The 22,205-nt window shown below is 67.5% G+C and carries 20 protein-coding genes; 17 read left to right on the top strand and 3 right to left on the bottom strand.

The features are described 5' to 3' along the window. The first annotated feature begins 2 nt into the window (after window positions 1-2). The 8 genes from nusA (at window position 3) to C3E79_RS06775 (ending at window position 8,780) form a co-directional block, all read left to right on the top strand. On the top strand, window positions 3-1,034 hold the full coding sequence (gene nusA, locus C3E79_RS06810; protein ID WP_108404235.1) for a transcription termination factor NusA: 1,032 nt from the start codon (window positions 3-5) through the stop codon (window positions 1,032-1,034). A gap of 157 nt (window positions 1,035-1,191) precedes the next feature. Continuing rightward, a complete protein-coding gene (locus C3E79_RS06805; protein WP_108404234.1) occupies window positions 1,192-1,467 on the top strand; it encodes a YlxR family protein in 276 nt (91 codons plus the stop codon). A 120-nt stretch (window positions 1,468-1,587) separates the two neighbouring features. Further along, complete coding sequence (gene infB, locus C3E79_RS06800; protein WP_108404233.1) at window positions 1,588-4,443, top strand: translation initiation factor IF-2; 2,856 nt, start codon at window positions 1,588-1,590, stop codon at window positions 4,441-4,443. 109 nt (window positions 4,444-4,552) lie between these two features. Beyond that, the gene (gene rbfA, locus C3E79_RS06795; RefSeq protein ID WP_108404232.1) at window positions 4,553-4,987 is read left to right on the top strand and encodes a 30S ribosome-binding factor RbfA; all 435 of its coding nucleotides are present in this window, start codon (window positions 4,553-4,555) and stop codon (window positions 4,985-4,987) included. Window positions 4,988-4,991: 4 nt separating this feature from the next. Continuing rightward, the gene (locus tag C3E79_RS06790; protein WP_108404231.1) at window positions 4,992-5,960 is read left to right on the top strand and encodes a DHH family phosphoesterase; all 969 of its coding nucleotides are present in this window, start codon (window positions 4,992-4,994) and stop codon (window positions 5,958-5,960) included. Continuing rightward, on the top strand, window positions 5,957-7,273 hold the full coding sequence (locus C3E79_RS06785; protein WP_108404230.1) for an MATE family efflux transporter: 1,317 nt from the start codon (window positions 5,957-5,959) through the stop codon (window positions 7,271-7,273). Before C3E79_RS06790 ends, C3E79_RS06785 begins: the two co-directional genes overlap by 4 nt. A gap of 14 nt (window positions 7,274-7,287) precedes the next feature. Next, entirely contained in the window at window positions 7,288-8,118 is an 831-nt protein-coding gene (locus C3E79_RS06780; protein ID WP_108404229.1) for a metallophosphoesterase family protein, read from the top strand. Next, window positions 8,118-8,780: a 4'-phosphopantetheinyl transferase family protein gene (locus C3E79_RS06775; protein WP_108404228.1), complete on the top strand. Its 663-nt coding sequence runs from the start codon at window positions 8,118-8,120 to the stop codon at window positions 8,778-8,780. The genes C3E79_RS06780 and C3E79_RS06775 overlap by 1 nt, the downstream gene beginning before the upstream one ends. Here the strand turns inward: C3E79_RS06775 and truB are convergent. Next, window positions 8,777-9,679: a tRNA pseudouridine(55) synthase TruB gene (gene truB, locus C3E79_RS06770; protein ID WP_108404227.1), complete on the bottom strand. Its 903-nt coding sequence runs from the start codon at window positions 9,677-9,679 to the stop codon at window positions 8,777-8,779. The two genes, C3E79_RS06775 and truB, sit on opposite strands and share 4 nt — an antisense overlap. Before the next feature lie 30 nt (window positions 9,680-9,709). Between truB and C3E79_RS06765 the strand changes: the two genes are divergently transcribed. The 3 genes from C3E79_RS06765 to rpsO all read left to right on the top strand — a co-directional run bounded on the left by C3E79_RS06765 (window position 9,710) and on the right by rpsO (window position 12,054). Beyond that, on the top strand, window positions 9,710-10,702 hold the full coding sequence (locus C3E79_RS06765) for a bifunctional riboflavin kinase/FAD synthetase (protein ID WP_108404226.1): 993 nt from the start codon (window positions 9,710-9,712) through the stop codon (window positions 10,700-10,702). Then, window positions 10,699-11,649: a nucleoside hydrolase gene (locus C3E79_RS06760; RefSeq protein WP_108404225.1), complete on the top strand. Its 951-nt coding sequence runs from the start codon at window positions 10,699-10,701 to the stop codon at window positions 11,647-11,649. The genes C3E79_RS06765 and C3E79_RS06760 overlap by 4 nt, the downstream gene beginning before the upstream one ends. 135 nt (window positions 11,650-11,784) lie before the next feature. Further along, complete coding sequence (rpsO, locus tag C3E79_RS06755) at window positions 11,785-12,054, top strand: 30S ribosomal protein S15 (protein WP_108404224.1); 270 nt, start codon at window positions 11,785-11,787, stop codon at window positions 12,052-12,054. Between the two features lie 212 nt (window positions 12,055-12,266). Here the strand turns inward: rpsO and C3E79_RS06750 are convergent, their stop codons facing one another. After that, window positions 12,267-13,508 (bottom strand): Nramp family divalent metal transporter, encoded by a 1,242-nt coding sequence (locus C3E79_RS06750; protein WP_199219500.1) that lies wholly within the window; start codon window positions 13,506-13,508, stop codon window positions 12,267-12,269. A 150-nt stretch (window positions 13,509-13,658) separates the two neighbouring features. Here C3E79_RS06750 and C3E79_RS06745 point away from each other — a divergent pair, with 150 nt between their 5' ends. Beyond that, window positions 13,659-15,920 (top strand): polyribonucleotide nucleotidyltransferase, encoded by a 2,262-nt coding sequence (locus C3E79_RS06745; RefSeq protein ID WP_108404222.1) that lies wholly within the window; start codon window positions 13,659-13,661, stop codon window positions 15,918-15,920. 7 nt (window positions 15,921-15,927) lie between these two features. On the opposite strand, the gene C3E79_RS06740 is transcribed toward C3E79_RS06745, so the two are convergent. After that, window positions 15,928-16,581 carry an AMIN-like domain-containing (lipo)protein gene (locus C3E79_RS06740; RefSeq protein ID WP_146183373.1) on the bottom strand — a complete coding sequence of 218 codons (654 nt, stop codon included), beginning with the start codon at window positions 16,579-16,581 and terminating at the stop codon, window positions 15,928-15,930. 253 nt (window positions 16,582-16,834) lie between these two features. Here C3E79_RS06740 and dapB point away from each other — a divergent pair, with 253 nt between their 5' ends. From dapB to C3E79_RS06715, 5 genes are all read left to right on the top strand, one after another. Next, window positions 16,835-17,581, top strand: coding sequence for a 4-hydroxy-tetrahydrodipicolinate reductase (gene dapB, locus C3E79_RS06735; RefSeq protein ID WP_108404220.1), 747 nt, complete (start codon window positions 16,835-16,837; stop codon window positions 17,579-17,581). A gap of 4 nt (window positions 17,582-17,585) precedes the next feature. Continuing rightward, complete coding sequence (gene thyX / locus C3E79_RS06730) at window positions 17,586-18,338, top strand: FAD-dependent thymidylate synthase (RefSeq protein ID WP_108404219.1); 753 nt, start codon at window positions 17,586-17,588, stop codon at window positions 18,336-18,338. A gap of 115 nt (window positions 18,339-18,453) precedes the next feature. After that, the gene (gene dapA, locus C3E79_RS06725) at window positions 18,454-19,362 is read left to right on the top strand and encodes a 4-hydroxy-tetrahydrodipicolinate synthase (protein WP_108404218.1); all 909 of its coding nucleotides are present in this window, start codon (window positions 18,454-18,456) and stop codon (window positions 19,360-19,362) included. Between the two features lie 2 nt (window positions 19,363-19,364). Continuing rightward, window positions 19,365-21,434 carry a ribonuclease J gene (locus tag C3E79_RS06720; protein WP_108404217.1) on the top strand — a complete coding sequence of 690 codons (2,070 nt, stop codon included), beginning with the start codon at window positions 19,365-19,367 and terminating at the stop codon, window positions 21,432-21,434. Between the two features lie 64 nt (window positions 21,435-21,498). Then, window positions 21,499-22,134 (top strand): TIGR03085 family metal-binding protein, encoded by a 636-nt coding sequence (locus C3E79_RS06715; protein WP_235840577.1) that lies wholly within the window; start codon window positions 21,499-21,501, stop codon window positions 22,132-22,134. Window positions 22,135-22,205 lie beyond the last annotated feature (71 nt).

Genomic DNA, 22,205 nt, shown 5'->3' with positions numbered 1-22,205 from the left:
AAGTGAATATTGATCTCAATGCACTCAAGAACATTTCCGCGCTGCACGGCATCCCCGTCGATGACCTTCTGCGCACCATCGCTGAGGCACTGCTGGCCTCTTACCGCGAGTACCGCGAACTGCCGGCGGAGGCCGCCGGGGAAGGCTCCGAGGGCGAGCGGGCCCGAGTGGAGATCGATACCGACACCGGCGATGTCGCCGTGCTCGTCTCCGAGCGCGACGAAGACGGCGCGGTGATCTCCGAGCGAGACGACACGCCCGTGAACTTCTCCCGCATCGGCGCCCCCGCTGTGCTCGGCGCGATCAAGCGGCGCGTGCGCCAGGCCGAGGCGGGCCGGGTGTTTAGCGAATACTCCGGGTTCGAAGGGCAGGTCGTCTCGGGCGTCGTCCAGCGCGACGCCCCGGCGGAGGCCCGCGGCCTAGTCGTGGTGCAGCTCGGCACAGAGGCCGACCCCCAGGACGGCATCGTGCTGCCCGCCGAGCAGATCCCCGGGGAGAAGCTCAGCCACGGCGACCGCATCAAGGCCTTCGTGGTGGGGGTCAACAGGGGAGAGCGCAGTGTGCAGATCAACCTCTCGCGCACTCACCCCGAGCTCGTCCGCGGGCTCTTCGCCCTAGAGGTGCCCGAGGTCGCCGACGGCACGGTCGAGATCGTCTCCATCGCGCGCGAGGCCGGGCACCGCTCCAAGGTCGCCGTGCGGGCAACGGTCAAGGGCGTCAACGCCAAGGGGGCCTGCATCGGCCCGCGCGGTGCGCGCGTGAGCAACATCATGTCCCAGCTCGGGGGCGAGAAAATCGACATTATTGACTACTCCGACGACCCGGCGCGCTACGTCGGCAACTCGCTGGCGCCGTCCAAGGTCGTGCGTGTTGACGTCTTGGATCGCGAAGCCCAGTCCGCCCGCGTCATCGTGCCCGACTACCAGCTCTCCCTCGCGATAGGTAAGGAAGGCCAAAACGCCCGCCTTGCCGCGCGCCTCACCGGCTGGAAAATAGACATCCACTCCGACGCCGACCCGATCGAGGCCGAGTAGCCAACAATCGCCGCGAGGGCAGGAAATACTATTCCGGCCCGACTTCGCGTAGGGTTGGATACGGCTTAAAAACCGCATCCATGTGTGAGGGGTTGCTGTGAAGGGAACGACGGCGGCGCATTCGGCGCCCGATACCGCAGGCGGTAGCGGGCGCCACGTGCCCACCAGGACCTGCATAGCAACCCGGGAGACGAAGCCTGACGCGGAGTTGCTCCGGGTCGTGGCGGACCCGGCGGCGCCGGGGCGGATCCTGCCGGATCCGTCGAGGCGGCTCCCCGGCAGGGGGGCGTGGATTACCCCCACACTGGAGGCGCTAGAGCTCGCGGAGAAGCGGCGGGCGTTCGCTCGCGCGCTCCGCGTGTCCACACCGGTGGACGTAGGTCATGTACGGACGTACCTCGCGAGCCTCGCGAACGACCCAACAAAAGGATAGGAAGACCGAACACTGATGAGTACGCAACCATGAAGCAGCATCAGCGATGAGCGTCGATGACAACGTCTAGGGGTCTGTAGCCTGCGGCACGGGCTCCTAGCATGAACTAAGAGGAGACACGTGCCCGGAAAGCTACGCGTTCACGAGCTGGCAAAACAGCTTGGTGTTACCAGCAAGGAACTGCTCGCAACCCTGAAGGAACAGGGCGAGTTTGTAAAGACAGCATCGTCGACCATCGAGGCACCGGTGGTCAAGAAGATGAAGACATACTACGGGGCGAAGGACGGCTCCGGCTCGTCCGATGCCGCGAAGCCCGCAAAGCCCGCCGCGCCGAAGCCCGGCGCCCCGAAGCCGGGCCAGGCGGCCAAGCCCGGGGCGAAGCCGGGCCCCACGAAGCAGGCCCAGCAGCCCCAGAAGAGCCAGCCGGCGCCTAAGCCCGGCCAGCCCGCCGCGCAGGCGAAGCCCGCGCCTGCCCCCGGCCCGAAGCCGGGTGCGCGCAAGCCTGCCCCGGCCCCGAAGCCGGGCGCACCCGCCGCTGCGTCGCAGCACGGGCAGTCCGGGCAGCCCGCGCCGAAGCCCGGCGCGCGCAAGCCGCAGGCGCCCCAGGCTGGTAAGCCTTCCGGCGGCGAATCCGGCCCGACGCCGGGCGCCATGCCGCGCCCGATGCCGAAGCCGGGCGGACGCCCGCGGGTGGCCAACAACCCGTTCTCGTCGAACACAGGCGGACCGCGCCCCGCGCCGCGCCCGGGCGGAAGCCGGGGCGGCCAAGGTGGGCCGGGTGCGCAGAGCCAAGGCGGTCGTGGTGGCCGCGGCGGCCAGGGCGCGGATCGCGCCGGTTCTGGGCAGGGGCGTCCCGGCCCCCGCCCGGGGGGCTCGCGGCCGTCTCCGGCCGACATGGCTGCACACCCGTCGCCGAAGCAGATGCCCTCGAAGGCCGCGACCGGTGGCCGTGGCGGGCGTGGCGGCCAGGGCGGCGGCCGAGGCCGCGGCGGCCAGGGAGGCCCCGGGGCTCCGGTGGGCGGCGGCTTCCGCGGGCGTGGCGGTCGCCGGGGCGGAACCGCCGGCGCGTTCGGCCGCCCGGGCGGTGCTCCGGGCCGCGGGCGCAAGTCCAAGCGCCAGAAGCGCCACGAGTACGAGGAGATGCACGCGCCGAACGTCATTGGCGGCGTGCGGCTGCCCGATGGCGGCGGCAAGACCGTCCGCCTGCGCCAGGGCGCGTCTCTCGCGGATTTCGCGGAGAAGATCGGCACCGATGCCTCCAACCTGGTCCAGGCGCTGTTCAACCTCGGCGAAATGGTTACCGCGACGCAGTCCGTGCCGCAGGAGACCTTGCAGCTCCTGGGTGCCGAGATCAACTACGAGGTCCAGGTCGTCTCCCCCGAGGACGAGGACCGCGAGCTGCTTGAGTCCTTCGACTTGCAGTTCGGTGAGGACGAGGGCGATGACGAAGATCTCGCCCACCGCCCTCCGGTGGTCTCCGTCATGGGCCACGTCGACCACGGCAAGACCCGCCTGCTGGATACGATCCGCCAGGCGAACGTGGCCTCCGGCGAGGCCGGCGGGATCACGCAGGGCATCGGCGCGTACCAGACAACGGTCACGCTCGACGGCGAGTCGCGCAGGATCACCTTCCTGGATACCCCGGGCCACGAGGCGTTTACCGCCATGCGTGCCCGCGGTGCCCAGTCGACCGACCTTGCGATCCTCGTGGTCGCCGCGGATGATGGCGTGATGCCGCAGACCGTGGAGGCGATCAACCACGCCAAGGCCGCGGATCTGCCGATCGTGGTGGCGGTGAACAAGATCGATAAGCCCGAGGCGCAGCCGGAGAAGATTCGCGGCCAGCTCACCGAGTACGGCCTCGTGCCCGAGGAGTACGGCGGCGACACGATGTTCGTCGACATCTCCGCGCGCAACAACGAGGGTATCGACGACCTCTTGGAGGCCGTGCTGCTCACCGCCGATGCCGCGCTTGATCTGCGTGCGAACCCGGACATGGACGCCCAGGGTGTGGCCATCGAGTCCCACCTCGACCGCGGCCGCGGCCCGGTCTCCACCGTCATTGTGCAGCGCGGTACCCTGCGCGTCGGCGATTCCATCGTCGTCGGCGGCAACTTCGGCCGCGTGCGCCGCATGGTCGACGAGTGGGGCAACGACGTCGAAGAGGCGGGCCCGTCGCGCCCCGTGCAGGTCCAGGGCCTCAACGGCGTGCCCGGGCCGGGCGATAACCTCCTTGTCGTCGAGGACGATCGCGTGGCTCGCCAGATCGCGGCCCAGCGCGACGCGCGCAAGCGTTCGGCGATGCAGGCGCGGCGCAAGAAGCGCGTCTCCCTGGAGAACCTGGATGCCGCCTTGAAGGAGACGAGCCAGCTCAACCTCATCCTCAAGGGCGACAACGCCGGGGCCGTCGAGGCTCTCGAGGAGGCTCTGCTCAAGATCGAGATCGACGACGAGGTCGAGGTCAACATCATCGACCGCGGCGTCGGCGCGGTGACGCAGACCAACGTGGTCCTGGCCGCCGCCTCGGATGCTGTGATCGTTGCCTTCAACGTTCGCGCCGAGGGCAAGGCGACCGAGGAGGCGAACAACGAGGGTGTGGAGATCCGCTACTACTCGGTGATCTACCAGGCCATCGAAGATGTCGAGTCCGCTCTCAAGGGCATGCTCAAGCCCATCTACGAGGAGCGCGAGATCGGTTCCGCGGAGATCCGCCAAATCTTCAAGGCCTCCTCCGTCGGGCTTATCGCTGGCTGCATGGTTACCGACGGCAAGGTGCGTCGCAACGCAAAATGCCGCCTGGTGCGCGACGGAAACGTCATTGCCAACGAGGCGACGATCGAGTCGCTGCGCCGCGAGAAGGACGACGTCACTGAGGTAGACAAGGGCTACGAATGCGGCATGGTGTTGTCCTACCCGGACATCCAGGTCGACGACGTGATCCAGGTCTACGAGATGGTTGAGGTGCCGCGCACCTAACCGCGCAACCGGTGCTTGGCCCCATTCCCCGCCACCGGGGGTGGGGCCTTGCCCATGATTAGAATGAGCGGGTGTTGTTGCAAGCACCCGGGAAGTGTGAGGAGAGGACATGGCTGACAATTCGCGTGCGCAGCGCCTGGCGAAGCAGATCCAAACGATTGTCGCTTCGGCCATCGAGCGCGAGGTCAAGGATCGTCGCTTAGAGCTGGTCACTATTACCGACGCCCGGGTCACCGGCGACCTGCACGACGCGACGATCTACTACACCGTGCGTGGTCGGCGCATCGAGGACGAGCCGGACTTCGACCAGGCGGCGGAGGCGCTCCACCGCGCCCGCGGGCAGATTCGCAAGATCGTGGGCGATAACCTCAACGTGCGGTTCACCCCGACGATCGCCTTCGAGTTAGATACGGTGCCGGAGGCGTCGGCACGCTTGGAAGAGCTCCTTGAGCGCGCCCGCGCCCGCGACGCGGAGCTCGCCCGCCTGCGCGCGGGCGCACGCCCCGCCGGGGAGGACAACCCCTACAAGGGCGGCGACGAGTAGGACCATGAACACACTGTTTCCCGCGCACACCGCGCAATTCGCCGAGGTGGCCGCTACCATCGCACAAGCCCGGTCCGTCGCCGTGATCGCGCACGTATCCCCCGACGCGGACGCGGTGGGCTCGGCCTGCGCCCTGGTCGCGGGGATCATGAAAGCGGGCGGCACCGCCCGCGCCTACATCGGGCAGGCCCACCCGCACGCCGAGAACCTCTCGACGGTGCCTTTTGTCGACGACATCGTCTACGGCCACGAGCCTCCGACGGAGGAGCTGTGGGTCACCGTCGATTGCGCCTCGGCGGATCGCACTGGCGCTCATGCCCCGGCGATCGCCGCCGCGCCGGAGCGCGTCGTGGTGGTCGACCACCACGCTTCCAACCCGGGCTTCGGGGCCACAAACCTTATCGTCGCCTCGGAGTCAACGACCGCGATGGTGCGCGAGCTCCTGGCCCACCTACAGGTAGACCTCGACGAGACGATCGCGCACTGCCTCTACGCCGGGCTGGTGACCGATACCGGCAACTTCCGCTGGGGCACCCCGCGCATGCACGTGCTCGCCGCCGAGCTCATGGCCTGCGGGCTAGATACCCGGCAGATCGCGATGGACCTCATGGATGCCATCACGCTTGCGGATATGCGCAACACCGGGGTTGTGCTCGCCGGCATGGAAGAGCGCCGTGCCGCGGGCCTGGACCTCGCCGTGTTTACCATCGATACCGAGCTGATGGCGCAGATGAGCCAGACCGCCATCGAGGGCGTGATTGAATACGCGCGAAGCGCCCTCGGCAGCGACGTCGGGGTGGTGCTCAAGCAGCGGGGCGCGGCGGAGTGGAGCGTCTCGCTGCGTTCGGCCACGGTCGATGTCGCCGCCGTGGCCTCCCGCCTCGGCGGGGGCGGGCACGTTCCGGCGGCAGGGTTTACCGGCTTCGGCTCGCGCGAGGAGGTCATCACCGGGATCCTCGCCGCGCTGTCATGAGCGGCGCCGCGCAGGCGGAGGCACCGCTCACTCCGCGCAGGGTCCTAGGGCTCGCCCTGCCCGCGCTCGGGGTGCTCGCGGCGAGCCCGCTCTACCTGCTGCTCGATACCGCCGTCGTGGGACGAACGGGCACGGCGGATCTCGCCGCGCTCGCGGCGGGCACCGCGGTGCACTCGACGGTGACGGTGCAGTTGACGTTCCTGTCCTACGGAACGACGGCCCGCTCGGCGCGGCTCAACGGGGCGGGCCGCCGCCGCGACGCCGTGGCCGAAGGCGTCCAGGCGACGTGGGTCGCGGCGGCGGTGGGGATTGCGCTTGCCACCCTGGTGTGGCTCTTCGCCCACCCTATTGCCGCGGCGCTCACGGCACAGGAGGCAACCGCGCTCAAGGCCGCCGCGTGGATGCGCGTGGCCGCCGCCGCGATCCCTTTGACCTTGGTCACCATGGCCGGAAACGGCTGGATGAGAGGGGTGCAAAACACCCGTGCGCCCTTCGTGTTCACGCTGTGCGGCGTCATCCCCGGCGCGGCGGTCCTGCCGCTTTTTGTCGGGCGCTTTGGTCTGGTGGGCTCTGCCTGGGCGAACGTGCTGGGGTCCTCGGTGACCGCGGCGCTCTTCGTTGGGGCGCTGGCCAGGGCCCACCGTGGCTCGTGGGCCCCGCGGTGGGCGATTATCCGCAGCCAGCTAGCGATGGGAGGGGATCTGATCGTGCGCTCGGCCTCATTCCAGGTCTCCATGCTCGCCGCGGCGACGGTGGCGGGTCGCTTCGGGGTGGCCTCCCTGGCAGCGCACCAGATCCTGTTGCAGCTGTGGAACCTGCTCACCTTGGTGCTCGATTCCTTGGCGATTGCGGCGCAGACCCTCACGGGCGCGGCGCTCGGCCGCGGGGACCGCGACCAGGCGCGGGGAGTAGGTGAGCTGGCTACGCGCTACTGCCTCGCGTTTGCGGGGGTGCTGGCCGTGGTGTTCGCCGCCTTCGGGCCAGCTGTGTGGATGATGTTTACCCAGGATCCTGGCGTCATTGCGCAGCTGCGCGCCCCGTGGTGGATGCTGGTGGCCATGATCGTGGTCGGGGGCGTCGTCTTCGCCCTTGACGGCGCACTGCTCGGGGCGGGGGACGTGAAGTTCCTGCGCACGCTCACCATCGTGGCGCTGCTCGGGGTCTATCTCCCGGTGACTCTGGCCTCGCTGGCCTTCGGGTGGGGGCTCGGCGGGGTGTGGGCGGGCCTCGCGGGGTCGCTGGTGGTGCGCCTGGTTGGCAACGTGCATCGTTTTCGTTCGATGAAATGGGCCGAGTGCGGGCAGCGCCTGTGATAGGACATGGTGTCATGACCGCCCCACACACACCGTCGGGCCCGACGCTGTGGGCCGTCGCCGACCTCCACGCGGCGGTGCGCGCGAACCAGGAGCACATTGAGGCCATCGGGCCGCGCACGCCCGAGGATTGGCTCATCGTGGCGGGCGATGTCGCGGAGAATATCGACCTGGTGACCCGCGTGATGGGAAGGCTCGCCGAGCGATTTTCCACGGTGGTCTGGGCGCCCGGCAACCACGAGCTGTTCTCCCGCTCGTTCGACCGCTACCGGGGCGTGGAGAGGTACGGCGAGCTGGTGCGCAGGATGCGAAAGCTCGGGGTGGTCACGCCGGAGGACCCCTACCCGGTGTTCCACGGCGTGACTGTCGCACCGCTCTTTACGCTCTACGACTACTCGTTTCGCGCTCCTGGGTGCAGTGTCGCCGAGGCGTTAGAGGCTGCGAAGCGCAAGAGCCTCATGCTTACCGACGAATTCACCATCGCCCCGTTCGTCGACATCCGCGCCTGGTGCTGGGAGCGCCTCGCCTACACCACACGCCGGCTCTCCCGGGTCGACGGGCCGACGATTTTGGTCAATCACTGGCCGCTGGTGCGGGAGCCCGTCGATACGCTGCGCTACCCCGAGATCGGCCTGTGGTGCGGCACGAGGCACACCCGCTCGTGGGCGCGGCGCTACAACGCGCGGGCCGTCGTCTATGGCCACCTGCACATGCCCGGGGAGGTCATCGTCGATGGAATTCCCCACATCGAGGCCTCGCTGGGCTACCCGCGGGAGTGGGGCTCGCCGATGTGGCCGGGCACCGGGCGGCCGTGGCCGTACCCGGTGATGGAGGCGGGTGCGTGATGCAGGCGAAAGACTTGTTTCCCCCTTCGGCTCGGTTCGTCTACCTACGCACCGGGGACGATGGGGACCTGAGCAACTACCTAGAGCTCCACCCGGAGGAGCGCAGCCTCGTCGCCCGGGCGGTGGACAAGCGCAAGGGGGAGTTCGGCGACGCCCGCTGGTGCGCCCACAGGGCGTTGGCTGAGCTAGGGGTGCCTCCCGGCAGGGCCATTCTCAAGGGCGATAGCGGGATGCCGCTGTGGCCGGAGGGCTTCGTCGGCTCGCTCAGCCACACCGAGGGGCTGCGCGCGGCCGTCGCCGCGCCCGCGAGCCAGCTGCTCTCGGTCGGTCTCGACGTCGAGCCCGCCGAGGCGCTGCCCGAAGGGGTGATCGACCAGATCTCCCGCTCGGGAGAGCGCCACCGCATCGACGCGATGCAGGCGGGAGGGGCCCATTGGGCGGGCCGGCTGCTCTTTAGCGCCAAGGAGGCGACGTACAAGTGTTGGTTCCCGCTCACGAGGCGCTGGCTCGGCTTCGAAGACGCCGAGATTGACATCCGGGCCGATGGGACTTTCATCGCCTACATCCTGGCCAGGCCGACCCCGGCGCCTCTCATGTACGGGCGGTGGGTCGTGCGCGGCGGCTACGTTTTCGCCTCCGCGTTCCTCGAGCGCGCGTCCTAGAGCGTCGAGGGCCGGGCGACAAACGTCGTGGCCAGGCGCTTGCCGCGCTCCTCGACGAGCGCCACGGCGCGCCCGTCGGGGCCGATCGCGGCGTGGACACCTTTCAGCCCGCGTGGCTCTAGCCACTTGCCCATCGCGAGGGCGTCGTATTCCTCCTGTGTGACCGTGAGCACCGGCCAGGACCTGGCCAGCGCTTCGTCGAGGGTGAGGGATAAGGCGGGGTGAGATTCGAGGTGGGGGAGCGAGGAGGCGTCGCTAAGCGTGAAGGCTCCTACCGCCTCGCGGCGCAGCGCCGTGAGGTGCCCGCCGACGCCGAGCGCGGCGCCGAGGTCGCGGGCGAGCGAGCGGATGTAGGTGCCCTTCGAGCAGTGCACCCGCGTATCGACGTCCACAACCTGCCCCTCCCGCCGCACGGCGAGGATGTCGAAGGAATAAACGCTCACCGGCCGGGGCGGGAGGGAGACTGCCTCCCCGGCGCGGGCGAGCTCGTGGGCCCGGCGGCCGTCGATCTTGATCGCCGAGACGGCGGCCGGTACCTGCATGATCTCGCCGGTGAGCTTTCGCACCGCGGCGGCGATGTCGCCATCTTCGAGGCCGGAGGCGTCCGCACTGCACAGCACCTCGCCCTCGGCGTCGTCGGTCGCGGTAGAGGCGCCGAGGCGGATGGTGGCGGCGTAGACCTTATCGTGCGCCACCATGTGGGCGAGCAGCTTCGTGCCCCGCTCGATGCCGGCGATGAGGACCCCTGTGGCCATCGGGTCGAGAGTGCCGGCGTGGCCGACCTTGCGGGTGCTAAAAATGCGGCGCAGCCGGGCGACGACGTCGTGGCTCGTCACGCCGCGGGGCTTGTCCACGACGACGATTCCGGAGGAGGCGAGCGGGTCAGGGGCAAGAGTCATAGTCACAGAGTATGCCGTAGTCTATCCACCGTGGATATTTTGCGCGGCCTCGAAGATGTGCCCGCCTCCCTCGCCGAGGGCGGCGGCTGCGTGGTAACAATCGGTGTCTTCGACGGCGTCCACCGCGGCCACCAGCTGCTCATCGGCGAGGCCGTGGGGCGCGCCCGGCGCGCGGGGCTGCCGAGCGTGGTGATGACGTTCGAGCCGCACCCCGTGGCCATCTTCGCCCCCGATCGCGCACCCAAGGCGCTCATCCCGCTCGAGGGGCGCGCCGAGGTCATCGCCGGGCTCGGCGTCGATTACCTGCTGGTCATCGACCTGCGCGAGGAGCTCGTCGGATTGAGCCCGCGCAGCTACGCCACGGAGGTCCTCCTCGGCGCACTCGGGGCGCGCACGGTGGTGGTGGGGGAGAACTTCACCTTTGGCAAGGACGCCGCCGGGACGGCCCGCACGATGGTGGAGCTGGGCGACGAGCTCGGCTTCGAGGTCGTCGTCGTGCCCTTGCTGTGCGACGGCTCGGAGCGCGTCTGCTCCACAGCCGTGCGCGACGACCTCGCCCGCGGCGATGTCACGGGCGCGTCGAAACGCCTCGGCCGCTCCTTCTCCGTCACCGCCCCGATCGAGCGCGGCGCCGGCCGCGGGGGCCGCGAGCTGGGCTACCCCACGGCCAACCAGTACGTCGCCGATATCTCGGCGCTGCCCGGCGACGGCGTCTACGCCGGCTGGCTCACCATCGTCGATGGCGACGAGCGCGGCCCGCTCGACGGAAACATGGAGCCCGGCGTGCGCTACCCGGCCGCGATCTCGGTGGGCACCAACCCCACCTTCGGCGATGCCCGCCGCAGCGTCGAATCCTTCGTGCTCGACGCGGAGGCTGACCTCTACGACCGGCTCGCCCGTGTCGAGTTCGTGGGTAAGGTCCGAGACATGACCAAGTTCGACTCCGTCGACGAGTTGCTCGACCACATGGCGAGAGACGTCGATGCGACCCGCACCCTCTTGAGAAAGGCTAGAAACCAGTGACCAAGAAGATCATCCTCGACCTCGATACAGGCATCGACGACGCCCTCGCGCTGGCATACGCACTCGGCTCCCCGGAGCTCGACCTCATCGGCGTGACCGGCACCTACGGAAACGTCCTGGTGGATACCGGTGTGCGCAACGCGCTAGCGATCTTGGAGCTGTTCGGCCGCGGCGACATCCCCGTCTTCGCCGGACCCGACCACGCCCGCGCCCGCGACTCCTTCGAGGTCCTCGAGATCTCCGAGTTTATCCACGGCACCAACGGCGTCGGCGAGGCCGAGCTGCCGGAGCCTTCGGCTACCGTGCAGGATACATCCGCGGTTGACTTCCTCGTCGAATCCGTCGAGGCCTACGGCGACGACCTCGTCATTGTGCCGACGGGCCCGTCGACGACGATCGCGGCGGCGATTGAGGCGTCGGAAAGCTTCGCGCAGCGCGCACACATCGTCATGATGGGCGGCGCGCTCACCGTGCCGGGCAACGTCACCCAGTTCTCCGAGGCCAACGTCAACCAGGACCCCGAGGCGACAGACCTGTTGTTCCGCCGCGCCGCCGACGTCACAATGATCGGCCTCGACGTGACGCTGCAGACGCTCTTGACCAAGGCTGAGACCGCCACCTGGCGCGCGCTGGGCACCCCCGCGGGCACGTTTCTTGCCGACGCCACCGACTACTACATCAAGGCCTACGACACCACCGCCCCGCACCTCGGCGGCTGCGGCCTCCACGACCCGCTCGCCGTTGGTGTCGCCGTCGACCCGACCCTCGTCACACTGCTACCCATCAACATGAAAACCGACCTCGAAGGCGAGACCCGCGGGCGCACCATCGGCGACGAGACTCGGCTTAACGACGCAGTGAAAACCACCCGCGTCGCCGTCGCCGTCGACACCGATCGCTTCCTCGCCGAATTCATGCGCCGCCTTACCTCCCTGGCGTCCGCGTAATTTGGGCCCGCGGGCTCAAGTGCTATAGAGTTATCCCTCGGCTTCGAGCGCCTTCGATGACTGCGGTCCGCGGCAGTTGCCACGCTCTAAGCCAGAGACTTTTGCGCGGACTGAAATAACCAAGGAGAATTCCTCATGGCACTGACCACCGAGAAGAAGGCCGAGATCCTCAAGAACTACGGCCTCCACGAGACCGACACCGGCTCCCCCGAAGCACAGGTCGCGCTGCTCACCGAGCGCATCAACACGCTTACCGAGCACCTGAAGTTCCACAAGCACGACCACCACTCCCGCCGCGGCCTCCTCCTGCTCGTCGGCCGCCGCCGTGGCCTGCTGAAGTACCTGCGCGAGAACAACGTCGAGCGCTACCGCGACCTCATCTCCCGCCTCGGCCTGCGCCGCTAGGCGCCGCTTCTTAGAGCCCGCCCCGATTGGGGGCGGGCTTTTTTAATGTCTGGTGCCCTGTCTGGCGTGTGGCTGGGCGGGGCGGTGCCTTGTGGTCTAGCAGCTATGCCGCAACACCGGCGCAACCCCTGACGCAACGCTGGCGCGGCCAGCCAGGACACCACATCGAGCAATGCCGAAACGCAGAGACCGGGCAACTCGCCCCCCAATCCCTAGCCCGTGACTATCTTGGCCAGCTCGACGACGCCCATTGAGATGAAGAGCAGAGAGACGATCGCCATGACGATGTTGGTTGCCCAGCCGTTGCGCCACCGGGCGGGAACTTGCGCGGAGTTGAGCAGGAGTATGAGGGTCAGGGCGAGGAACGGCATGAAGAGGGACCCGAGGACTCCGTAAGCGATGACGAGCGCGGTCGGTTTGCCGAGGAAGAATAGAAGCATGGGCGGGAAGGTGAGCCAGATGAGGTAGAGGCGGTAGTAGCGGCCGCCGACGTGGATGCGGGGGTCATCGCTACGCAGGCCGCGCAGGTGGCCGACGAAGTCGGCGAACATAAGCGAAACGCCGTTCCATACGCCGAGGACGGAGGAGAACGCGGCGGCCCAGAACCCGAGTAAGAACACCGTGGCGGTGGTGGGGCCGTAGCGTGAGGAGAGGACGTCGGCAAGATCGAGCAGGCCCCGGTCGCCTTGGGAGACGGCGATGTTCGCCGAGTAGAGCAGGTCCGCCCCGATGAGGAGCATGGCGGCGACGAAGATGCCGGTGACCACGTAGGCGACCGTGTTGTCGAGGCGCATGACGCGCATCCATGCTGGTCCGCGCCAGTTTTTCTCGGTGAGCCAGTACCCGTAGGCGGCCAGAGTGATGGTTCCGCCGACCCCGCCGGCGAGCGAGAGGACGTAGAGGAACGAGCCGTCGGGCACGGAGGGGACGAGACCGGAGAGGATCTCGGGCAGGTTTCTTAAAGATAAGGTGGCGATGCCGCAGACGGTGAGGAACATGATGCCGACGAGTACGGCGATGACCTTTTCGAAGATGCGGTAGTTGCCGAGCCAGGTAAATGCGAATCCGAGGACGCCTGTGGCAACCGCCCACATAGCGAGGCTGGTGTCTGGGAAGAGGGCTTTGAGCGGCATTGCCGACGCGCTCATTGCCGCGGCCCCGTAGACGAACCCCCAGATCACGATGTACGGCACGAAGTACCAGGTTGTCCACGCGCCGAGCGTGCGCCACCCGTGGAACATGGAGTTGCCGGTGGCAAGCGTGTAGCGGCCGACTCCTTCGACGAGGATGATCTTGATGATCGACCCGGCGATGCACGCCCACAGCAGGGCGTATCCGTATTTTTGACCGGCTATGAGGGTGGCCACGAGGTCTCCTGAGCCGACGCCGGTTGCCGCGGCGACGAGTCCGGGGCCGATGACGGACCATTTCTTTGTGGGGACTGGCCCGCTCACGGTTCCTTCTTTTGTTCGAGAAATAAAAAGGGATTCTAGCGGCTGGGGCCTTCACCTGGTAGAATTTCATACCGTTGCACTCAAGAGCACGGACATGAGTATGAACGGCGACAGCGACGATCGCCGAAGACACCCAAGGAGAGGGATCTTTTGCACAAGCACACACCCAAGAACTCGTTCGACATCGCGGTCGATGAGGATTTTGGCATCACCGAGGCGGTAGCCGTCTTGGACAACGGGGACTTCGGTTCCCGCACGATTCGGTTCGAAACCGGCCAGCTCGCGCGCCAGGCGGGCGGTTCTGTCACGACCTATCTTGACGACGACACAATGCTGCTCGCCACCACCACGGCGTCCTCGAAGCCCCGCGAGGGCTTTGACTTCTTCCCGCTCACCGTCGATGTGGAGGAGCGGATGTATGCGGCGGGTAAGGTCCCGGGCGGCTTCTACCGCCGTGAGGGCCGCCCGTCGACCGAGGCGATCCTGGCGTGCCGTTTGATCGACCGCCCGCTGCGCCCGACCTTTGTCAAGGGGCTGCGCAACGAGGTCCAGGTCGTTGTCACCGTGCTGAGCATGGCCCCGGAAGAGTACTACGACGTGGTGGCTATTAACGGCGCGTCGGCCGCAACGCAGCTCTCTAGCTTGCCGGTCTCCGGTGCCGTCGGCGGGGTCCGCATGGCGCTGCTTGCCGACGACGCACACCCCGACGGCCAGTGGGTGGCCTTCCCGAACCACGAGCAGCACGAGGAGTGCCTGTTCGAGATGGTCGTCGCCGGGCGCATTGTGGGGTCGAAGGGCTCCGATGATGTGGCGATCATGATGGTGGAGGCGGGCGCTGGGGCGGGCGTCGTCACGCGAGTTGCGGACGGTGCCCCCGCGCCGACGGAATCCGTCGTGGCGGAGGGCCTGGAGGCTGCGAAGCCGTTCATCCGCACGCTGTGCGAGGCGCAGGCCGCACTGGCGCGCGAGACCGCGAAGGAAACCCAGGAGTTCCCGCTGTTCCCGGCGTATTCCGACAAGGTCTACGCCGCGGTGGAGAAGAAGGCCGCCAAGAAGCTCTCCTCGCTTCTCACCATCAAGGGCAAGCAGGACCGCGACGACGCGACGAACGAGTTCATGGAGCAGACCGAGGCCGACCTGCTCGACGCTTTCGATGTCGATGACGACGAGGTTGACGAGGCCTCCAAGGAGATCCGCGCGGCCTACAACGCGGTAATGAAGGCCATCGTGCGGGAGAAGATCCTCACTGAGGGCTTCCGTATCGACGGCCGCGGGGTCAGCGACATCCGCGACCTCGAGGTCGAGGTCGAACTCATCCCGCGCGCCCACGGCTCCTCCCTCTTCGAGCGCGGCGAGACGCAGATCCTCGGCGTGACCACCCTCGACATGCTCAAGATGGAGCAGCAGCTCGACTCGCTGCACCCGGAGACCACGAAGCGCTACATTCACCACTACAACTTCCCGCCGTACTCCACGGGCGAGACCGGCCGGGTTGGCTCCCCGAAGCGCCGCGAGATCGGGCATGGCGCGCTTGCCGAGCGCGCGATCGTGCCGGTGCTGCCATCCCGGGAGGACTTCCCCTACACCATTCGCCAGGTCTCCGAGGCCCTCGGCTCCAACGGCTCCACCTCGATGGGGTCGGTGTGCGCCTCGACGCTGTCGCTCTACAACGCGGGCGTGCCGCTGGCGGCCCCGGTCGCCGGCATCGCGATGGGCCTGGTCTCAGGCGAGGTCGACGGCAAGACGAAGTACGTCGCGCTCACCGACATCCTCGGGGCGGAAGACGCGTTCGGCGACATGGACTTCAAGGTCGCCGGCACGTCGGAGTTCATCACGGCGCTGCAGCTCGACACCAAGCTCGACGGCATCCCCTCCGAGGTCCTCGTCTCCGCCCTCGAGCAGGCGCGCGAGGCACGCGAGGCGATCTTGGACACGATGAACGAGGTCATCGACGGGCCCGACGAGATGAGCCCGCTGGCCCCGAAGATCCTCTCCATCTCGGTTCCCGTGTCCAAGATCGGCGAAGTCATCGGCCCGAAGGGCAAGACGATCAACCAGATCACCGAGGACACCGGCGCCGAGGTCTCGATTGAGGACGATGGCACGATCTACGTCTCTGCCGCCACGGGCGAGGCGGCTGACGCTGCCGTCGATAAGATCAATGGCATCGCTAACCCGCAGATGCCGAAGGTGGGGGAGCGCTACCTGGGGACTGTGGTGAAGACCGTCGCGTTCGGCGCCTTCGTCTCCATCCTCCCGGGCACCGACGGGCTCGTGCATATCTCCAAGCTCGGCGGCTCCCGTCGCATCGAGAAGGTGGAAGACGAGGTCAACGTGGGCGACAAGATTGAGGTCGAGATCGCCGACATCGACAACCGCGGCAAGATCTCGCTGGTCCCCGTCGAGGACTAAGCGCGCGCTACTTAGCGACGTCTACGACAACCCGAGTCGGATTCTCCAGCACGTAGAGGCTGTACGGGCGCTGCTTGTCCAGCCCAATGAAGTACTGGGTATCCGCCTCGAAGACGCCGCCGTGGGTAATGCCCTGGACGTTGCCCGCCGCCCGCTTCATCGGCCCCGCCTTGACCAGCTCATCGTTCGGGTTGATCATGCTCATCGGGGTTCCCTGGATGAGGACCTCCAGGTAGGCCCCGCCGGCGACCTCGATCGGGTAGCCGGAGGCCTGCTGCAGCGGTTTCGGGGTATACCCCGCGACGTAGCCGGGCGCCCCCTCTCCGGAGAACTCGAAGACCACGCGGTCAAACCCCTCGTGTTCCCCGACGCGCACGTCCGCGATGCTCAGCTGCGTGCCCTGCGCCGGGTAAGCCTGGACCTTCTCGGTGCTCAACGGGCCGCCCGGCTTCGCTTCCTCACTCGAGGAGATCGCCTGCGCCGTCGGCGTCGGAGTCGGTTTTTCGCTGTCCGCACCGCCGGAGAGAGTCTGCTGCTTGGTCTGCGAGGTGTGCCCGTTCGCGTCATCCTGGGTCGGGCTCTCCGGCGCCGCACCGCACGAGGCGAGCGCGAGGGACGTAACCAAAGTCGCAGGGAGCAAGTAGCGTGACTTAAATTCCATGCCTCAACGATAACGTGCCTGCGCCGCCTCGCCGGGCAGCGGGTTGGCATCGTTGAGCAATCGTGACCTGTGCGCTTTCGGTATAGCTGCTAGACCACAAGGTGTTGTCTGGCCTGGCCGCGCCGGCAGCAGTCACCCGGGGCGAATGAGACTCGGATCACCACGGCGGCCCAAGCCGACCCGCCCCCGAGGCGCCGGGGAGATGAGGGATAGAGTGGCACTCACGTAAGCGAGCAACGTAAGGAGAAATGAAGTGGCAATCAAGGTTGGGGTCTTAGGTGCGAAGGGCCGCGTCGGCTCCGCGGTCGTGGCCGGTGTGAAGCAGGCTGATGACTTGGAGCTCGTGGCTGAGGTTGATCAGGACGATTCCCTCGAGGCGTTGGTGGAAAACGGTGCGGAGGTCGTCGTCGATTTCACCACGCCGGGGGCGGTGATGGGGAACGTGGAGTTCTGCATCGGCCACGGGATCCACTGCGTGGTGGGCACGACGGGGTTTGATGATGCTCGCTACGATCAGGTGCGCGAGTGGCTCGAGGGGCAGGAGGGCACGGGTGTGCTCATCGCCCCGAACTTTGCCATCTCGGCGGTGCTGACGATGGCGTTTGCCCGCCAGGCGGCGCCGTTCTTTGAGTCGGCTGAGGTGGTGGAGTATCACCACCCGAACAAGCTCGACGCCCCGTCGGGGACGGCGATTAAGACTGCTCAGGGCATTGCGGAGGCGCGTCGGCAAGCGGGGCTGCCCACGATCCCGGATGCGACCGAGCAGTCGCTCGAGGGCGCGCGCGGCAGCGATGTCGATGGGGTGCGGGTCCACGCGGTGCGCATGACGGGCATGGTTGCGCACGAGGAGGTCATCTTTGGCACGCGCGATCAGTCGCTCACTCTGCGCCAGGATTCCTACGGGCGCGAGTCTTTTGTGCCGGGGGTCCTCGCGGGGGTTCGCCAGGTTGCGCAGCACCCGGGGTTGACGGTCGGGTTGGATAAGTACCTGGGGATTTAGGGAGATGGCGTCGCAAAGCACGCTCGACGTTCAGCTCATTGCGGCGAGCGCGTTTCGCCCGCCGAGCGGCGTGGATTGGGCCCCGGAGGCGACCGCGACGGACGCGGAGGCGATCGTGGAGTTCGCCGGTCGCGCGAGTTTCGAGACGTTCGATCGCCCGAACGCGCACACGGCGGCGAATGCGGATTATTTGCACCATCTTATCGACGTCGGCAATGACGCCCTCCTCGAGCACGCCACCGCCACCGTCTACATCCGCGGGCTCTCGCGCGCGGCTGGGGAGCAGCTGCTGAGCCACCGCAGCTTTTCGTTTACCCAGCTCAGCCAGCGCTACGTGCCGGAGAATGAGAGCGAGGTGGTTCTCCCGCCCCTCATCGCGGAGGACGCCGAGCTGCGCCGGTTGTTCCTGCGCGCCGTGGACGAGTCACGGTTTGTCTACGACGAGCTGCTATCCGCGCTGGAGGAACACCTGGCGGGGGAGGCGAACTCGCTGCTGCGTCGCAAGAAGGCGCGGCAGGCGGCGCGGGCGATCTTGCCCCATGCGTCCGAGACGCGCGTGGTGGTCACGGGGAACTACCGCACGTGGCGCCAGTTTATCGCCGCGCGCGCCTCCGAGCACGCCGACGTGGAGATTCGCACGCTCGCCGTTGCGTGTCTGGAGCTACTGCGCCCGCAAGCACCGACGCTTTTCGACGACTTCCTCACCAGCGAACTGGCGGATGGAACCGTCATGGCGACGAGCCCCTACGTGTCCTAGCCGCAATCGCGCTCTCGCGCTCGGCCCCGGAGCCCGCGCGCCGCTGCGAGCCCGGTCCCGCTTTTTCGGGGTGTGGTGCCCGCGCGTGGCCGGGCAACGGGTAGCCTGTAGCGTTATGGGCATTTCGAACAAAGCTAGCACCGGTGCGGAGGTTTTCGGCACCGTCAGCGTCGCCATGGTCACGCCGTTTGATTCTCACGGTGAGCTCGATCTCGACGCCGGGCGAAAGTTGGCTGCCCACCTGGTCGATCACGGTATCGACTCGCTCGTTCTCGCGGGCACGACCGGCGAGTCCCCCACAACGACGCCGGATGAGAAGATGGCGCTGCTGCGCGCGGTGAAGGACGAGGTGGGCGATCGTGCGAAGATCGTCGCCGGGGCGGGTTCTTACGACACACGCAAGTCCATCGAGCTCGCCGAGCTCTCCCGCGCTGCCGGGGCCGACGCCCTGCTCGTGGTCACCCCGTACTACTCCAAGCCGTCCCAGGCCGGCCTCATCGCGCACTTTAGCGCCGTGGCCGAGGCTACGGACCTGCCGATCTGCCTCTACGACATCCCGGGCCGCTCCGGCATCCCGATTGAGCCGGAGACGATCCGTGAGCTGGCGAAGCTCCCGACGGTGATGGGCCTGAAGGACGCGAAGGGAAACTTCTTCCAGGCGGCGCCCCTGATTCAGGAAACCGGGTTGGCCTGGTACTCTGGGGACGATCCGCTCAACGTGCCCTGGCTGTCCGTCGGTGCCACCGGTGTCATCTCGGTGGTGGGACACGCCGCGCCACAGTTGCTGCGAGAACTTATCACAAGCTTCGAGGAAGGCGACCTCGCCCGCACGCGGGAAATCAACGCCAACACCATCGACGTGCTGGCTCGCCAGCAGGCAATCCTCGGTGGTGCGACATTTTCAAAGGCAGCCCTGCGCCTGCAGGGCATTGACGTGGGAGATCCCCGCTTGCCCGTGGTCGCAGCGACCCCGGAGCAGGTGGAGGACCTCCGCGCAGACATGGAAAAGGCTGGAGTCCTCTAAGTATGAACGAACCCCGCAACCGCGCCCGTAAGGTCACCCGCAAAGCGGGTCCCCCGGAACCGGCTGATCAGCAGCCCGTCTTTCAGGCCCCCGAGCAGGCGTCCGGATCAGAGTCCGGCTCCCGCAAGGGCGGCGGAGAGTCGGCCGATGCTGGGCGCGGCGATGGCGCCGATGGTCGCAACAACAACGGCAACAACGGCAACAACAATAATGGCGGCGGTCGCGGACGGCGCCGCGGCCGGGGCCGCGGCGGCAGCAACGGTGGCGCGAACAACAACGGCGGCAACCGTCGCAACCCGATGAAGGGGATGCAGGGCGCGGATTTGACCAAGCGCCTCCCGGCCCCGCCGCAGGCTCCGCGCAACGGGCTGCGTATCTACGCGCTCGGCGGGATCTCCGAGATCGGCCGCAACATGACCGTTTTTGAGTACAACGGCCGCCTCCTCGTCGTCGACTGCGGCGTGCTGTTCCCGAACTCTGGCGAACCGGGCGTCGATCTCGTGCTGCCGGATTTCGGGCCGATCGAGAACAAACTCGACAAGATCGAGGCGCTCGTGGTCACGCACGGCCACGAGGACCACATTGGAGCGATCCCGTGGCTGCTGAAGCTGCGCCCGGACATCCCGATCTACTCGTCGCGGTTTACCAACGCGCTCATCGCGGCGAAGACGAAGGAGCACCGCCAGCGCCCGAAGCTCCACGAAGTGAACAAGGACTCCGAGCTCACCCTCGGCCCGTTCCGCGTGCGCTTCTGGCACGTCGGTCACTCCATCCCGGAGTGCCTCGGCGTGTCCATCAAGACGGGCGCGGGGCACGTGGTGATGACGGGCGATATCAAGCTCGACCAGACGCCTTACGACGGCAAGCCGACCGACCTTCCCGCGCTCTCGCGCTTCGGCGACGAAGGCATCGATCTGTTCATGTGCGATTCCACCAACGCGACGATCCCGGGGATTTCCTCGTCCGAGAAGGGCATTGAGGACAACCTCACCCGCCTGGTCCAGGGCGCGAAGCAGCGCGTGATCATTGCTTCGTTCGCCTCCAACGTCGCCCGCGTGCAGATGGCGGTCAACGCGGCGGTGGCGAACGGGCGCAAGGTGGCCTTCAACGGACGCTCGATGATCCGCAACATGGAAATCGCGGAGAAGATGAGCCTGCTGCGCGCCCCGAAGGGCACCATCATCCCGATCGAGGAGGCCGCTAAGATGGCCCCCCACAAGGTCGTGCTCATCACCACCGGCACCCAGGGCGAGCCGATGGCCGCGCTCTCGCGCATGTCGCGGCGCGAGCACCGCCAGATTACGGTGCGCGACGGTGACTTGATCATCTTGTCCTCGTCGCTCATCCCGGGCAACGAGGAGGCGGTCTTCGCCGTGATCAACAACCTCGCGCAGATCGGTGCGACGGTGATTACGAACTCCGACGCCCACGTCCACGCCTCGGGCCACGGCTACGCGGGCGAGCTGCTCTTCCTCTACAACGCGGCGCGCCCGCGGGGTGCGATGCCGGTGCACGGTGAGTGGCGCCACCTGCGTGCGAACAAGGAGCTGGCGATCTCGACGGGCGTGAAGCCGGAGAACACCGCCCTAGCGCAAAACGGCGTCGTGGTGGACATGATCGACGGCAAGATCAGCGTTGTCGGCCAATACCAGGTCGGCCAGCTCTACGTGGACGGAGAGACGATGGGCGACGTGGACCTGGATGTCTTGGCGGATCGCACCAGCCTCGCCTCCGGCGGTGTCGTCTCCATCACCTGCGTGATCAACGATCGCACGGGACGGCTCCTCGAGACCCCGCGCGTGTCCACGACGGGCTTCTCGGACGACGACCGCGACTTCAACAAGAAGGTTGCCGAGGGCGTGGAAAACGTCATGAACGACCTCGCCGCCCAGGGCGAGAACGACCCGTACCGCATGGTGCAGCAGCTGCGTCGTCACGTGTCGAAGGCGATCGAGCAGAAGTACAAGCGCGAGCCTGTCATCCTGCCCACGGTCGTGCCGATGGCGGCCGACAACGGCGACGGCGCCCCGATCGAGGACGACGAGGTCTTCTCCTCCCGCGAGTCGCTCTAAGCGGGCAGGCGAGGCCAGCATAGCCCCCAGCTAGGTGCCGGTTTTCGGCGCTATGCTGGGGGCTATGTCTACTGCATCGATCGAGCGTGAGGCGCTCGCGACACTTTTTCTTGAGGTCGGCCCCGACGCGCCGACGCTGTGCGAGGGGTGGACCGCGCGCGATCTCGCGGCGCACCTCTACATCCGCGAAAACCTTCCGCACAAGGCGGGCGGGAACTTCCTGCCCGCCTTGGAGCCGTTGCTGGACAGGGAGATGGAGAAGCAGACCGCGCGGCCTTTCGACGAGGTGGTGGCGGCATGGGCGGGCGGGCCCCCGGCGCTGATCAAACCGATCGATGCGGTCATGAACGGGGCGGAGCACTTCATCCACCATGAGGACGTCCGCCGCGGTGGGGGAGGGGCGGAAGGCGTTGTCCCGCGCGAGTTCGACGCGCAGCGCGAGGCGGAGCTCATGGCCTGGGTGAAGCGCTTCGCGCTGCTCACGCTGCGGAGAGCGCCGGTTCCTGTGGTGCTCACGCCTCCCTCAATGCCGCCGGTGACGGCAGGCGGTAAGCGCGGGGTGGCCCAGCGCGGTGATGCCGTCGTGCGCGTGAAGGGGGCGCCGGGCGAGCTGTTGCTCTGGACGGTGGGCCGCCGCGCCGTGCGCGTCGAGGTCGAGGGGGACGCGGACGCGATCGCCTCGGTCAAGTCTCGAATCTAGACCAGGCGGAAGCGCGCGGAATTACGCACCGCACGGTGTGGCGAATGGTGAATGAGTGGCGAATGCTACTA

The sequence above is a fragment of the Corynebacterium liangguodongii genome, assembly GCF_003070865.1.
Classification (GTDB): domain Bacteria; phylum Actinomycetota; class Actinomycetes; order Mycobacteriales; family Mycobacteriaceae; genus Corynebacterium; species Corynebacterium liangguodongii.
Note: the sequence above shows the minus strand (reverse complement) of the source record. Positions and strands in the feature narration are given on the sequence as shown.